Origin of the sequence: Halalkalibacter wakoensis JCM 9140, assembly GCF_000513095.1 — a bacterium.
GTDB lineage: Bacteria > Bacillota > Bacilli > Bacillales > Bacillaceae_D > Halalkalibacter > Halalkalibacter wakoensis.
Window position 1 is genome coordinate 29,998 of record NZ_BAUT01000017.1, and the last position, 14,101, is coordinate 44,098.

The following is a 14,101-nucleotide window of genomic DNA, read 5'->3' on the forward strand; positions in this document are numbered from 1 at the left end:
GCTTTGGAGGATGACAAATGTCTTATGAAAAAGTCTTACAGGCAAAAGACTTAATAATAGGTACCAAACAAACGCTAAAAGCGCTTGATGAGGGTATAGTTTCTGAGGTTTTAATTGCAAATGATGCGGAATACCGTGTGATATACAAAGTAGAAGCATTAGCGGAAGCCAAAGGAATACCACTTTTATATGTCGACTCAATGAAGAAGCTTGGAAAAGCATGCGGAATTGATGTTGGTGCAGCCACTGTTGCTTTAAGGAAATAATCATGTTTTTGCCATACGGTGTCACCGGCATGGCAAAAACTTTCCTTTTGCCTAAAGATGAACCACCAGGACCAGTGGTCTTAAAACTTTGAAGAGAGGAGGAAACAAAATGCCTACAATTAATCAATTGATTCGTAAAGGTCGTGTAGCAAAAGTTAAGAAGTCTGATTCACCAGCTCTTAACAAAGGGTTCAACAGTTTCAAAAAGTCACAAACTAACCTTTCATCTCCACAAAAGCGTGGTGTATGTACTCGTGTTGGTACAATGACTCCTAAGAAACCGAACTCAGCACTTCGTAAATATGCTCGTGTACGTTTAACTAACCAAATCGAGGTAACAGCTTACATCCCAGGGATTGGTCATAACCTTCAAGAGCACAGTGTTGTTCTTATCCGTGGTGGACGTGTAAAAGATTTACCAGGGGTTCGTTATCACATCGTACGTGGAGCACTTGATACGGCAGGAGTTCAAAACCGTATGCAAGGTCGTTCTAAATATGGAACTAAGCGTCCAAAAGATAAAAAGTAATTAATACTTATGATGAAGGGAGGGTAAATTATGCCTCGTAAAGGACCAGTCGCTCGTCGCGATGTATTACCAGATCCAATTTACAAGTCGAAGCTTGTTACACGTTTAATCAACCGTATTATGGAGGATGGAAAACGTGGTAAAGCACAAACAATTCTTTATAATGCGTTTGAAATCGTGAAAGAACGTAGCGGAAATGACCCTATGGAAGTTTTCGATCAAGCGTTAAAGAACATTATGCCAGTACTTGAGGTTAAAGCACGTCGTGTTGGTGGTGCAAACTATCAAGTGCCAATCGAAGTAAAACCTGAGCGTCGTACTACATTAGGTCTTCGTTGGTTAGTAAACTATTCACGTCTTCGTGGTGAGAAGACGATGGAAGAACGTCTAGCTAATGAGATTCTTGATGCAGCTAACAATGCAGGTGCTTCTGTTAAGAAGCGTGAAGATACTCACAAGATGGCTGAAGCGAACAAAGCATTCGCTCACTATCGTTGGTAGGATTTATTTCATACTAAAAATAATGATTGAAATAGGAAGGAGAAATACCCTATGGCAAGAGAGTTCTCCTTAAAAGATACACGTAATATCGGCATCATGCTCACATCGATGCCGGTAAAACAACAACAACTGAACGTGTTCTTTTCTACACAGGACGTATCCATAAAATTGGTGAAACTCATGAAGGTGCATCTCAAATGGACTGGATGGCACAGGAGCAAGAGCGTGGAATCACGATCACTTCTGCTGCAACAACAGCTGCATGGAAAGATCACCGTATTAACATCATCGATACACCTGGACACGTAGACTTTACAGTAGAAGTAGAACGTTCATTACGTGTATTGGACGGAGCTGTAGCAGTACTTGATGCTCAATCTGGTGTTGAGCCTCAAACAGAAACAGTTTGGCGCCAAGCTACTACTTATGGTGTACCACGTGTCGTATTTGTTAACAAAATGGACAAAACAGGTGCAGATTTCCTTTACTCTTTAGGAACTCTTCGTGATCGTCTTCAAGCAAATGCTCATGCAATCCAATTACCAATTGGTGCAGAAGACGAGTTTGAAGGAATCATCGATTTAATCGACATGGTTGCTTACTTCTACGAAGATGATCTTGGTACTCGTACGGAAGCAAAAGAAATTCCAGCTGAGTATAAAGATAAAGCTCAAGAACTACACGAATCACTAGTTGAAGCGGTAGCAGAGCTTGATGAAGAGTTAATGATGAAATATCTTGAAGGTGAAGAATTAACAAAGGAAGAACTTAAAGCTGCAATCCGTAAAGGTACTTGTAACGTTGAGTTCTACCCAGTAATTTGTGGTTCGGCATTTAAGAACAAAGGTGTTCAACTTATGTTAGACGCTGTTCTTGACTACCTACCATCTCCTTTAGATGTTCCAGCAATTAAAGGTATTATTCCAGATTCTGAAGAAGAAGTAACTCGTGAATCTAGCGATGAAGGTCCATTCTCTGCTTTAGCTTTTAAAGTAATGACTGACCCTTACGTTGGTAAACTTACATTCTTCCGTGTGTACTCTGGTACACTACAATCTGGTTCTTATGTTAAGAACTCTACAAAAGACAAGCGTGAGCGTGTTGGACGTATTCTACAAATGCATGCAAACTCTCGTGAAGAGATTTCAACAGTATACGCTGGGGATATTGCTGCTGCTGTAGGTTTGAAAGATACGACAACTGGTGATACTCTATGTGATGAAAAGAATCTTGTAATTCTTGAATCTATGGATTTCCCAGAGCCAGTTATCTCTTTATCTGTTGAGCCGAAATCTAAGGCTGACCAAGATAAAATGGGTATGGCTTTAGCTAAGCTTGCTGAAGAAGATCCTACGTTCCGTACGGAGACTAATGAAGAAACTGGTCAAACGATCATTTCTGGTATGGGTGAGCTTCACCTTGATATCATTGTTGACCGTATGAAGCGTGAATTCAAAGTTGAAGCTAACGTTGGTGCTCCTCAAGTATCATACCGTGAGACAATCCGTCAAACGGCTCAGGTTGAAGGTAAGTTTGTTCGTCAATCTGGTGGTCGTGGACAATTTGGTCACGTATGGGTTGAGTTCTCTCCAAACGAAGAGGGCGCAGGTTTTGAATTCGAAAACGCAATCGTTGGGGGTTCTGTACCACGTGAATACATTGGTTCTGTAGAACAAGGTATCGAAGAAGCACTTGTTAATGGAATGGTCGCTGGTTATCCAGTAATCGACATTAAAGCGAAGCTTTATGACGGTTCTTACCATGACGTCGATTCAAGTGAGATGGCATTTAAAATTGCTGCTTCTATGGCCCTTAAAAATGCAAAATCAAAATGTGCTCCAGTGTTACTTGAGCCATTAATGAAAGTTGAAATTGTTGTACCTGAAGAGTACATGGGAGATGTAATGGGTGACGTTACAGCTCGTCGTGGACGCGTTGAAGGTATGGAAGCTCGCGGTAACGCACAAATCGTTAAAGCATTCGTTCCATTAGCTGAAATGTTTGGGTATGCAACTTCACTTCGTTCACGTACTCAAGGTCGTGGAACATACTCAATGTTCTTTGATCATTATGAAGAAGTACCAAAGAGCGTTGCTGAAGAGATCATTAAGAAGCAAACTGGACAATAATTTTTGTTTATAATTGTTTCTGAAGTCTTTTTGTTGTAAGCTAAGAAAGGTGTGAATTTCGATACGATATTTCACCTTTCTTATCCATAAAAATTACTTAAATTATACTTATGTTCAATTAAGGGAGGAAATGAATCATGGCTAAAGAAAAATTCGACCGTTCCAAGACACATGCCAATATTGGTACAATTGGACACGTTGACCACGGTAAAACTACACTTACTGCTGCAATCACAACAGTATTAGCTAAGAAATCTGGTAAAGGTACTGCAATGGCGTATGACGCTATCGATGGTGCTCCAGAAGAGCGTGAGCGTGGAATCACAATCTCAACTGCACACGTTGAGTATGAAACTGACAACCGTCACTACGCACACGTTGACTGCCCAGGACACGCTGACTATGTTAAAAACATGATCACTGGTGCTGCACAAATGGACGGAGGAATCCTAGTAGTATCTGCTGCTGATGGTCCAATGCCACAAACTCGTGAGCACATTTTATTATCTCGTCAAGTAGGTGTACCTTACCTAGTTGTATTCTTAAACAAATGTGACATGGTAGATGACGAAGAGTTACTTGAGTTAGTAGAAATGGAAGTACGTGACCTTCTTTCTGAGTATGACTTCCCTGGTGATGACGTTCCTGTTATCCAAGGTTCTGCTCTTAAAGCTTTAGAAGGAGACGAAGCTTGGGAAGCTAAAATCATCGAGCTTATGGAAGCTGTTGATTCTTACATCCCAACTCCTGAGCGTGACAAAGAAAAGCCATTCATGATGCCAGTTGAGGATGTATTCTCTATCACTGGTCGTGGTACAGTTGCTACTGGTCGTGTTGAGCGTGGTCAACTTAACGTTGGTGACACTATCGACATCATCGGTATTACTGAAGAGCCAAAATCAACTACTTGTACTGGAGTAGAAATGTTCCGTAAGCTTCTTGACTATGCTGAAGCTGGAGACAACATTGGTGCACTTCTTCGTGGGGTTGCTCGTGATGAAGTACAACGTGGTCAAGTACTTGCTAAGCCAGGTACAATCACTCCACACACAAACTTCAAAGCAGAAGTTTATGTTCTTTCAAAAGAAGAGGGTGGACGTCACACTCCATTCTTCACTAACTACCGTCCTCAGTTCTACTTCCGTACAACTGACGTAACTGGAATCGTTCAACTTCCAGAAGGCGTTGAGATGGTAATGCCTGGTGACAACATCGAAATGACGGTTGAGCTTATCGCTCCAATCGCTATCGAAGAAGGTACTAAGTTCTCTATCCGTGAGGGTGGACGTACTGTTGGTGCCGGCGTTGTTGCATCAATCCAAAAGTAATAACATGATTCGTAAAACCACCTTGGTCCTCCAAGGTGGTTTTTTGTGCGTATTTGTTTATTTAGATAGAAGAAACAAAGAAAAGAGACTAGTGCGCTTTTCTGAGTGTGAAGAGGAAAAAGGGAACGAAAGAGGAAGATTAGTGCCCTTTTCTAAGTATGAGGAGGAAAAAGGGAACGAAAGAGGAAGATTAGTGCCCTTTTCTAAGTATGAGAGTCAAGTCCGATCTATTGTGTAATTTCATAAATACAATGTTACTACCTTTTATTATTTTTTCCTGGTAAGGGGGGGTACCCCCCCTTACCAGGAAAAAATTTCGCTTCGCGTTTTGGATAAGTCTACTATTTTCTTTTGTTTAATTCTAGATTTTCATTCTCCATTAAGACAGCGCCAATTAGTCGAAAGGCTGACTGCGTATTAGGAAAGATTCGTATCACTCGTTCCCTTCTTCTCACTTCTTGGTTTAACCGTTCTAACGAATTTGTACTCGTTATATTTCTTTGATACTCTTCAGGCTCATTCAGATATTGAGTTGAGTCTTGGAACCCCTCGTCTAGTATATCAATGGCATTTTTAATCTTTGGATTGTCTTCGTAACGTGAGATAAATTCATCTTTGTATCTTGTCGCTTCTTCATGCGTTATACTTTGATAAATTCTTCTCATATCAGCTATTACTTGTGCCATATCTTTTTTAGGTAATTTTTCTATGATATTTCTTTTGAAATGGACCGTGCACCGCTGCCAAGAGGTTCCAATGAATTCTCGTTCGATTGCTTTTCTTAAACCTGCATGAGCATCTGAAATAACAAGTTTAGGGGATTGAAGGCCTCTAGCTTTTAGTTCTTTAAAAAAGCCTTGCCAGGCTTCGAAACTTTCAACATGATCGATCTTTAATCCAATAACTTCACGCTTCTTTGCTTCATTCATGGCCGTCATAATATAGACTGCTTTTGAAACCACTTTATGGTGTTCGCGTACTTTTATATACATAGCATCTGCATAGAGGTATGGAAAATACTGAACATTGAGTGGACGGTTGGCCCACTTGTTCACAATAGGATCCAACTTTTCAGTTAAAGTAGATACGAAAGACTTCGAAACACTCTTACCACATAGTTGTTCTACAATGTTCGTTACTTTTCTCGTCGAAACACCATTCACGACCATTTCAAGCATAGAAAGAATAAGGACTTGATCCATTCGAGCGAATTTCTCAAAGATGGATGGAGAAAAACCACCTTCCCTTGTACGAGGAACTCGCAATGTGATTTTTCCATTACTAATAACTAGCTCGCGCTCATAATAGCCATTACGGTAATCTCGACGTTCTGAAGTACGTTCATAAGCAGCTGCCTTTAAATAGTCATCACGTTCTTTTTCCATAATCTCATTTAAAACTAAGACGATGGATGATTTCACGACTGCATCAATATTAGAATTCATAACTGATTCTTTTAAGATATCAATATCTAGGTTAAACTGTATTTGAGTCATTCATATTCCTCTTCTCATTGTTTTTGGTGGTAGAAAACATTGTATCCAAGAAGGAATAGAATGACTCTTTCTTTTTACACAATTATATGGACTTAATCAGTATGAGGAGGAAAAAGGGAACGAAAGAGGAAGATTAGTGCCCTTTTCTAAGTATGAGGAGGTAAAAGGGAACGAAAGAGGAAGATTAGTCCGCTTTTCTGAATATGAGGAGGAAAAAGGGAATGAAAGAGGAAGATTAGTGCCCTTTTCTGAGTGTGAAGAGGAAAAAAGGAAACAAAGAGGGGGTTTTACCGTAACTAAATCTAGGTATACATTTAAATAAGGGTTCCGGTACTTGATCAATCATTTATATTGAAACGATTTTCTATAGATAGTAACAAAATAAAACCTTGTAAAATCAAAGAGGACTATTGTTGGGCTGAAAATGGAAATGATAGTAACTATTAATCACTATCGTGCATCAATTATTCAACCAGTAGTTTGTCAAATCCTAGTTTACAACATTTTCTATCATAAACTCATTAAATAAGATGCATAAAAAAGTTGATTTTTAAGTAAAGAGCCTATATAATAGAAAAAGTGTGATCAGCGTAGGTTTTCCACTTGCACTGGTTTTTATTTTTGTGTATAATGTGGAATGTTGGTCATTGGCAGCGATGATGTGGAAGGTTGCTGACACACCCGGCCCCATTGCCATGGCAGGGTGTAGGAAATTTCCGCGGAGTATGTCTGTTTATAAAATGGACGAAAAAGGAGGGGCTATAATGGCAAAGCAAAAGATTCGCATTCGTTTGAAAGCATATGATCACAGAGTCCTTGATCAATCTGCAGAAAAGATTGTAGAAACAGCAAAACGTTCAGGTGCAAGTGTTTCGGGTCCAATTCCGTTACCTACTGAAAAATCTGTATACACAATTCTTCGTGCGGTTCACAAGTACAAAGATTCTCGTGAGCAGTTTGAAATGCGTACTCACAAGCGTTTGATTGATATTGTGAATCCAACACCACAAACTGTGGATGCTTTAATGCGTTTGGATTTACCATCTGGTGTCGATATCGAAATCAAGCTTTAGTACTTACAAATAACTAAACTAATGAGCAAAAGGCTCATTATTATGATATGAAAAATGGCATAAAAATATGATTTTTATAGGAGGTGTAACGGATGACCAAAGGAATCTTAGGTAGAAAAATTGGCATGACTCAAATTTTTGCTGAAAATGGTGAAGTAATCCCAGTAACAGTTATTGAAGCTGAGCCGAACGTGGTTCTTCAAAAGAAAACTGTAGACTCTGACGGTTATGAAGCAATCCAAGTTGGATTTGCTGACCAAAAGAAAGCAAACACAAACAAGCCAGCTGAAGGCCACGCTGCGAAAGCGAACACGGCTCCTAAGCGCTTCATCAAGGAAATCCGTAACGTAAATCTTGACGAGTATGAAGTAGGTCAAGAAGTTAAGGTAGATACATTTGCAGAAGGTGACGTAGTAGACGTTACAGGTACATCAAAAGGGAAAGGTTTCCAAGGTGCTATTAAGCGTCATAACCAATCTCGCGGACCAATGTCTCACGGTTCTCGTTACCACCGTCGCCCAGGTTCAATGGGTCCAGTTGCTCCAAACCGTGTATTTAAAGGAAAATTACTTCCTGGACGTATGGGTGGAGAAACAATCACAGTACAAAATCTTGAAATCGTAAAAGTAGATACAGAACGCAATCTTCTATTAGTAAAAGGAAATGTCCCTGGAGCTAAGAAGAGCTATGTTTCTATCCAAAGTGCGGTTAAAGTAAAATAAAGATTGAAAGAAAGGAGGACACATCATGCCGAAAGTAGCATTATTTAACCAAACAGGTTCACAAGTTGGAGATATCGAATTAAATGATTCTGTATTTGGAATTGAACCTAATAAAAGTGTGCTTCACGACGCTGTAGTTATGCAACAAGCATCTCTTCGTCAAGGAACACATAAAACAAAAGGACGTTCTGAAGTACGTGGTGGTGGTCGTAAGCCATGGCGTCAAAAGGGAACTGGTCGCGCACGTCAAGGGTCGATCCGTTCACCACAATGGGTTGGTGGTGGTGTAGTTTTTGGTCCAACACCAAGAAGCTACAGCTACAAATTACCTAAAAAGGTTCGTCGTTTAGCGATCAAATCTGCTCTTTCTAGTAAAGTGCTAGCTGAGGAAATCGTAGTACTTGATAACTTAGCATTTGACGCTCCGAAAACAAAAGAAATGGCTGCAGTTCTTTCTAGCCTATCTGCTGATCGTAAAGCATTAGTAGTAACTGCTGATTACAACGAAGCTGTTGCTCTATCTGCACGTAACTTACCTGGTGTAACATTTGTTACAGCTGACGGAGTAAGTGTGCTTGATGTGCTTAAGCATGATAAACTTGTAATTACGAAAGATGCCGTTGAAAAGGTAGAGGAGGTGCTTGCGTAATGTCAAACGCTCGTGATATCATTAAGCGCCCTGTGATTACTGAACGTTCAACAGATCTAATGAGTGATAAGAGATATACATTCGAAGTTGATGTACGTGCTAATAAAACTCAAATCAAAGATGCGATTGAAGAAATCTTTGAAGTGAAAGTTGATAAAGTAAACACAATGAACTACAAAGGTAAATCTAAACGTTTTGGTCGTTACACGGGTTACACTGCTCGTCGTAAAAAAGCGATCGTAACTTTATCACCTGAGAGCAAAGAACTTGAGTTCTTTGAAGGTGTATAAAAAATAATAGAGAAGGAGGGAACTGAAAATGGCGATTAAAAAGTATAAACCAACCAGTGCCGGTCGTCGTGGTATGTCAGTATTAGATTTTGCTGAAATCACAACGGATAAACCGGAAAAATCGTTACTAGCACCTTTACACAAAAAAGGCGGACGTAACAACCAAGGTAAATTAACTGTTCGTCACCAAGGTGGCGGTCACAAGCGTCAATATCGTGTTATTGACTTCAAACGTAATAAAGATGGTATTCCAGGCCGCGTTGCTACGATCGAATATGATCCAAACCGTTCTGCGAACATCGCTTTAATCAACTATGTTGATGGAGAAAAGCGTTACATCTTAGCACCAAAAGGATTAAAAGTTGATATGGTGATTGAGTCAGGCGCCGAAGCGGATATCAAAGTAGGTAACGCATTACCACTTAAAAATATTCCTGTAGGTACTGTAATCCACAATATCGAGCTTAAACCAGGTAAAGGCGGGCAATTAGTTCGTTCTGCTGGTACTGAAGCACAACTTTTAGGTAAAGAAGGCGACTACGTTTTAGTTCGTTTGAACTCTGGCGAAACTCGTTACATCTTAGCTACTTGCCGTGCAACAATCGGTCAAGTTGGAAACCTAGAGCATGAGCTTGTAAACATTGGTAAAGCAGGTCGTTCACGTTGGTTAGGTAAGCGTCCAACTGTTCGTGGATCTGTAATGAACCCTAACGATCACCCACACGGTGGTGGTGAAGGTCGTTCTCCAATCGGACGTAAGTCACCAATGTCTCCATGGGGTAAACCAACTCTTGGATACAAGACTCGTAAGAAGAACAAAGCATCTGATAAGTATATTGTACGTCGTCGTAAAAAATAACGGGGTTGCACTACGGTTCTAATTAGAACCGTGGGTAATCACGAAGGGAGGTTTTCTCATGGGTCGTAGTTTAAAAAAGGGACCTTTTGTCGATGATCATTTGATGAAAAAGGTTGAAGCAATGAACGAAGGGTCTGATAAGGACAAGAGAGTTATCAAAACTTGGTCACGTCGCTCAACAATTTTCCCTGAGTTTATCGGTCACACAATCGCTGTTTATGATGGCCGTAAGCACGTACCTGTTTACGTTTCTGAGGACATGGTAGGTCACAAACTAGGTGAATTCGCACCAACTCGTACGTATAAAGGTCACGCAGCTGATGATAAGAAAACAAGACGTTAATAGGTAAGTATGAGAGGAGGTCAATCCTATGCAAGCTAAAGCGGTAGCAAAACAAGTTCGTATTGCTCCTCGTAAAGTTCGTTTAGTTATAGACTTGATTCGTGGAAAGCAAGTTGGTGAAGCTGTTGCGATTTTACGTCACACACCTAAAGCTGCTTCTCCTGTTGTAGAAAAGCTTTTAAACTCTGCAATTGCGAATGCTGAACATAACTATGAAATGGAGCCAAACAACCTTGTAATTAGTGAGGCTTTTGTTGATGAAGGTGTAACATTGAAACGTTTCCGTCCACGTGCGATGGGTCGTGCGAGCCGAATTAACAAACGTACTAGTCACATTACATTAGTTGTAACTGAAAAGAAGGAGGGATAAGACGTGGGTCAAAAAGTTAATCCTACTGGACTTCGAGTTGGCGTTATTAAAGACTGGGAGTCAAAATGGTACGCTGATAAAGATTACGCTGATTTATTACACGAAGATATTAAAATTCGTGAGTATGTAGAAAAACGTTTAAAAGATGCATCTGTGTCTAAAGTAGAAATCGAACGTGCTGCTAACCGTGTTAACATCACAATTTCTACTGCTAAGCCAGGTATGGTGATCGGAAAAGGCGGTTCAGAAGTTGAAGCGTTACGCAAAGCACTTAATACTTTAACTGGCAAAAGAGTTCACATCAACATCCTTGAAATCAAACAAGCAGATTTAGATGCAAAACTTGTAGCAGAAAATATTGCTCGTCAATTAGAAAATCGTATTTCGTTCCGTCGTGCGATGAAGCAAGCTATCCAACGTACTATGCGTTCTGGTGCTAAAGGTATCAAAACTCAAGTTTCTGGTCGTCTTGGTGGCGCTGATATTGCTCGTGCAGAACATTACAGCGAAGGAACTGTTCCACTTCACACACTTCGCGCTGATATCGATTATGGTACAGCTGAAGCTGATACAACTTACGGTAAGCTAGGTATTAAAATCTGGATTTATCGTGGTGAAGTCCTTCCAACGAAAGGAACGAAAAAAGAGGAAGGAGGCAACTAATTATGTTAATGCCTAAACGTGTTAAATATCGTCGCGAACATCGTGGAAATATGCGCGGTCGTGCGAAAGGCGGTACTGAAGTACATTTTGGTGAGTACGGTTTACAAGCTTTAGAAGCTTCTTGGATTACTAACCGTCAAATCGAATCTGCTCGTATTGCAATGACTCGTTACATGAAGCGTGGTGGTAAGGTTTGGATCAAAATCTTCCCTTCTAAGCCATACACAGCTAAGCCATTAGAAGTTCGAATGGGTTCTGGTAAAGGTGCTCCTGAAGGATGGGTAGCAGTTGTCAAACCTGGAAAGATTATGTTTGAAATCTCTGGTGTTTCTGAAGAAGTTGCCCGTGAAGCGTTACGTCTTGCTTCTCATAAATTACCGGTTAAATGTAAGTTTGTAAAACGCGAAGAAGTGGGTGGTGACGCAAATGAAAGCTAATGATATTCGTAACTTAACCACTGCTGAAATTGAGCAAAAGACGAAATCACTTAAAGAAGAGTTGTTCAACCTTCGCTTTCAACTAGCGACTGGACAATTAGACAATCCAGCCCGTATTCGTGAAGTTCGTAAAGCAATCGCTCGTGCAAAAACTGTTTTGCGTGAACGTGAGCTTGGAATTAACAACGGCTAAAAAGGAGGTTTGCTTAAATGGAACGCAACCAACGTAAAGTTTACAGAGGACGTGTTGTTTCTGATAAAATGGATAAAACAATCACTGTTCTTGTTGAAACTTACAAAAAAGATCGTCTTTACGGAAAACGTGTAAAGTACTCTAAAAAGTTTAAGGCACATGATGAAAACAATAGCGCTAAAACTGGTGATATCGTTGAAATCATGGAAACTCGTCCGCTTTCTAAAGACAAACGTTTCCGCTTAGTTACAATTGTAGAAGAAGCGGTTATTATCTAATAGAATAATGGTTTTGAAGGGAGGTAAGTTTGTATGATTCAACAAGAATCCCGTTTAAAAGTTGCAGATAACTCTGGTGCTCGTGAAGTACTTTGTATCAAAGTTTTAGGTGGTTCTGGTCGTAAAACGGCTAACATTGGTGATGTAATTGTTTGTTCGGTAAAACAAGCAACACCAGGTGGCGTTGTCAAGAAAGGTGATGTTGTCCGTGCGGTAATCGTACGTACAAAGAGCGGTGCTCGTCGTAATGACGGTTCATACATCAAATTTGACGAAAACGCTGCTGTAATCATTCGTGATGATAAGAGCCCACGTGGTACTCGTATTTTTGGACCAGTTGCACGTGAACTTCGTGAAAATCAATTCATGAAGATTGTGTCTCTTGCTCCTGAAGTTCTTTAATAGAAGATTATTGAAAGGCCCTGTCAAGGAGGTGCGAACATGGCAAATATGCATGTCAAAAAAGGTGACACTGTTAAGGTCATCTCTGGAAAAGACAAAGGGAAACAAGGTGTAATCCTTGAGGCGTTCCCGAAGAAGAACCGTGTACTTGTTGAAGGTGTTAACATCGTGAAGAAGCATGCTAAACCTTCTCAAGATAATCCACAAGGTGGAATCTTGAACCAAGAAGCACCAATTCATTCTTCAAACGTTATGCCTATCGATCCTAAGTCTGGTGAACCTACACGTGTAGGTTATAAAGAAGAGAACGGTAAAAAGGTACGTATTGCTAAGAAGTCTGGCGAATCTTTAGATAAGTAAGCCAGAGTGTGAAAGGAGGTCAATCGTATGAGTCGATTAAAAGAAAAGTATACAAGTGAAATTGTTCCTTCTCTAGTAGAGAAGTTCAACTATTCTTCTGTTATGGGAGTTCCTAAGCTTGAAAAAATCGTTGTTAACATGGGTGTTGGTGACGCTGTTTCAAACGCAAAGGCTCTTGATAAAGCAGTTGAAGAATTACAAGATATTACAGGTCAAAAGCCTTTAGTAACAAAGGCGAAAAAATCAATTGCTGGATTCAAACTACGTGAAGGTATGCCAATTGGTGCGAAAGTAACACTTCGTGGCGAGCGTATGTATGAGTTCCTTGATAAATTAATTTCTGTTTCATTACCACGTGTACGTGACTTCCGCGGTGTTTCTAAGAAAGCATTTGACGGTCGTGGAAACTACACTTTAGGTGTGAAAGAGCAATTGATCTTCCCTGAAATTGATTACGATAAAGTGGATAAAGTTCGTGGTATGGATGTTGTTATTGTTACAACTGCTAATACGGACGAAGAAGCTCGTGAATTATTAACTCAAATGGGAATGCCATTCCAAAAATAATCGAAGTCGTTTCGAAGAGGAGGGAAAACGTTGGCGAAGAAATCAATGATTGCAAAGCAAAAACGCACACAGAAGTATAAAGTACAAGAATATACTCGCTGTGAACGTTGCGGTCGTCCTCATTCAGTATTACGTAAGTTTAAACTTTGCAGAATTTGCTTCAGAGAGCTTGCTCACAAAGGGCAAATTCCTGGTGTGAAAAAAGCTAGTTGGTAATCCCAAGAACGGGAAGGAGGTAAAATAATATGGTCATGACAGATCCAATTGCAGATATGCTTACTCGCATTCGTAATGCTAACACGGTTCACCACGAGAAGCTTGAACTACCTGCTTCTAAGGTGAAGAAAGAAATCGCTGATATCCTTAAGCGTGAAGGTTTCATCCGTGATTTTGAATATATTGAAGATAACAAGCAAGGTGTAATCCGCATCTTCTTAAAATATGGTGCTACAAATGAGCGTGTAATTACTGGACTTAAGCGTATTAGTAAACCAGGTCTTCGTGTTTACGCGAAAGCTGGCGAACTTCCACGTGTATTAGGTGGTCTAGGTATCGCATTAGTTTCAACATCTAAAGGCGTAATGACAGACAAGGATGCACGTCAACAACAAATTGGTGGCGAAGTTTTAGCTTACGTTTGGTAAGA

The 14,101-nt window shown here is 40.2% G+C and carries 21 protein-coding genes and 1 pseudogene; 21 read left to right on the top strand and 1 reads right to left on the bottom strand.

Annotated elements, in window-relative coordinates; genetic code table 11:
• Positions 1-17: 17 nt before the first annotated feature.
• From JCM9140_RS09055 to tuf, 5 genes and pseudogenes are all read left to right on the top strand, one after another.
• Positions 18-266 (top strand): 50S ribosomal protein L7ae-like protein, encoded by a 249-nt coding sequence (locus tag JCM9140_RS09055; protein ID WP_034745202.1) that lies wholly within the window; start codon positions 18-20, stop codon positions 264-266.
• A 109-nt stretch (positions 267-375) separates the two neighbouring features.
• Positions 376-795 carry a 30S ribosomal protein S12 gene (gene rpsL, locus JCM9140_RS09060; RefSeq protein ID WP_034631505.1) on the top strand — a complete coding sequence of 140 codons (420 nt, stop codon included), beginning with the start codon at positions 376-378 and terminating at the stop codon, positions 793-795.
• Between the two features lie 30 nt (positions 796-825).
• Positions 826-1,296: a 30S ribosomal protein S7 gene (gene rpsG, locus JCM9140_RS09065; RefSeq protein WP_034631504.1), complete on the top strand. Its 471-nt coding sequence runs from the start codon at positions 826-828 to the stop codon at positions 1,294-1,296.
• A gap of 51 nt (positions 1,297-1,347) precedes the next feature.
• A pseudogene (gene fusA, locus JCM9140_RS09070) lies at positions 1,348-3,425 on the top strand (elongation factor G).
• A 137-nt stretch (positions 3,426-3,562) separates the two neighbouring features.
• Complete coding sequence (tuf, locus tag JCM9140_RS09075) at positions 3,563-4,753, top strand: elongation factor Tu (RefSeq protein ID WP_034745205.1); 1,191 nt, start codon at positions 3,563-3,565, stop codon at positions 4,751-4,753.
• A gap of 341 nt (positions 4,754-5,094) precedes the next feature.
• Here tuf and JCM9140_RS09085 read toward each other — a convergent pair whose 3' ends face one another.
• Entirely contained in the window at positions 5,095-6,249 is a 1,155-nt protein-coding gene (locus tag JCM9140_RS09085) for an IS256 family transposase (RefSeq protein WP_034745207.1), read from the bottom strand.
• Positions 6,250-7,013: 764 nt separating this feature from the next.
• On the opposite strand from JCM9140_RS09085, the gene rpsJ reads away from it, so the two are divergent.
• The 16 genes from rpsJ to rpsH all read left to right on the top strand — a co-directional run bounded on the left by rpsJ (position 7,014) and on the right by rpsH (position 14,099).
• A complete protein-coding gene (gene rpsJ, locus JCM9140_RS09095; protein WP_017729599.1) occupies positions 7,014-7,322 on the top strand; it encodes a 30S ribosomal protein S10 in 309 nt (102 codons plus the stop codon).
• 92 nt (positions 7,323-7,414) lie between these two features.
• Positions 7,415-8,044 carry a 50S ribosomal protein L3 gene (rplC, locus tag JCM9140_RS09100; RefSeq protein WP_034745211.1) on the top strand — a complete coding sequence of 210 codons (630 nt, stop codon included), beginning with the start codon at positions 7,415-7,417 and terminating at the stop codon, positions 8,042-8,044.
• Positions 8,045-8,069: 25 nt separating this feature from the next.
• The gene (gene rplD / locus JCM9140_RS09105; protein WP_034745213.1) at positions 8,070-8,693 is read left to right on the top strand and encodes a 50S ribosomal protein L4; all 624 of its coding nucleotides are present in this window, start codon (positions 8,070-8,072) and stop codon (positions 8,691-8,693) included.
• Positions 8,693-8,983 (top strand): 50S ribosomal protein L23, encoded by a 291-nt coding sequence (gene rplW / locus JCM9140_RS09110; protein ID WP_034745215.1) that lies wholly within the window; start codon positions 8,693-8,695, stop codon positions 8,981-8,983. The genes rplD and rplW overlap by 1 nt, the downstream gene beginning before the upstream one ends.
• Positions 8,984-9,011: 28 nt before the next feature.
• Complete coding sequence (gene rplB / locus JCM9140_RS09115) at positions 9,012-9,842, top strand: 50S ribosomal protein L2 (RefSeq protein ID WP_034745217.1); 831 nt, start codon at positions 9,012-9,014, stop codon at positions 9,840-9,842.
• A 58-nt stretch (positions 9,843-9,900) separates the two neighbouring features.
• Positions 9,901-10,185, top strand: coding sequence for a 30S ribosomal protein S19 (rpsS, locus tag JCM9140_RS09120; RefSeq protein ID WP_034745219.1), 285 nt, complete (start codon positions 9,901-9,903; stop codon positions 10,183-10,185).
• A 28-nt stretch (positions 10,186-10,213) separates the two neighbouring features.
• On the top strand, positions 10,214-10,555 hold the full coding sequence (gene rplV / locus JCM9140_RS09125) for a 50S ribosomal protein L22 (protein ID WP_034745221.1): 342 nt from the start codon (positions 10,214-10,216) through the stop codon (positions 10,553-10,555).
• A gap of 3 nt (positions 10,556-10,558) precedes the next feature.
• Positions 10,559-11,218 (top strand): 30S ribosomal protein S3, encoded by a 660-nt coding sequence (gene rpsC / locus JCM9140_RS09130; RefSeq protein WP_034745223.1) that lies wholly within the window; start codon positions 10,559-10,561, stop codon positions 11,216-11,218.
• 2 nt (positions 11,219-11,220) lie between these two features.
• A complete protein-coding gene (rplP, locus tag JCM9140_RS09135) occupies positions 11,221-11,655 on the top strand; it encodes a 50S ribosomal protein L16 (RefSeq protein WP_034745225.1) in 435 nt (144 codons plus the stop codon).
• Complete coding sequence (gene rpmC, locus JCM9140_RS09140; protein WP_003322618.1) at positions 11,645-11,848, top strand: 50S ribosomal protein L29; 204 nt, start codon at positions 11,645-11,647, stop codon at positions 11,846-11,848. Before rplP ends, rpmC begins: the two co-directional genes overlap by 11 nt.
• Before the next feature lie 17 nt (positions 11,849-11,865).
• Positions 11,866-12,126, top strand: a complete 261-nt coding sequence (gene rpsQ, locus JCM9140_RS09145; RefSeq protein ID WP_034745228.1) for a 30S ribosomal protein S17 — start codon at positions 11,866-11,868, stop codon at positions 12,124-12,126.
• A 33-nt stretch (positions 12,127-12,159) separates the two neighbouring features.
• Positions 12,160-12,528, top strand: a complete 369-nt coding sequence (gene rplN, locus JCM9140_RS09150; protein WP_034631482.1) for a 50S ribosomal protein L14 — start codon at positions 12,160-12,162, stop codon at positions 12,526-12,528.
• A 48-nt stretch (positions 12,529-12,576) separates the two neighbouring features.
• A complete protein-coding gene (gene rplX, locus JCM9140_RS09155; RefSeq protein ID WP_034745290.1) occupies positions 12,577-12,888 on the top strand; it encodes a 50S ribosomal protein L24 in 312 nt (103 codons plus the stop codon).
• A gap of 27 nt (positions 12,889-12,915) precedes the next feature.
• On the top strand, positions 12,916-13,455 hold the full coding sequence (gene rplE, locus JCM9140_RS09160) for a 50S ribosomal protein L5 (protein ID WP_034745230.1): 540 nt from the start codon (positions 12,916-12,918) through the stop codon (positions 13,453-13,455).
• A 30-nt stretch (positions 13,456-13,485) separates the two neighbouring features.
• The gene (locus tag JCM9140_RS09165) at positions 13,486-13,671 is read left to right on the top strand and encodes a type Z 30S ribosomal protein S14 (RefSeq protein ID WP_012957149.1); all 186 of its coding nucleotides are present in this window, start codon (positions 13,486-13,488) and stop codon (positions 13,669-13,671) included.
• Between the two features lie 29 nt (positions 13,672-13,700).
• Entirely contained in the window at positions 13,701-14,099 is a 399-nt protein-coding gene (rpsH, locus tag JCM9140_RS09170) for a 30S ribosomal protein S8 (RefSeq protein WP_034745234.1), read from the top strand.
• Positions 14,100-14,101: the final 2 nt, after the last annotated feature.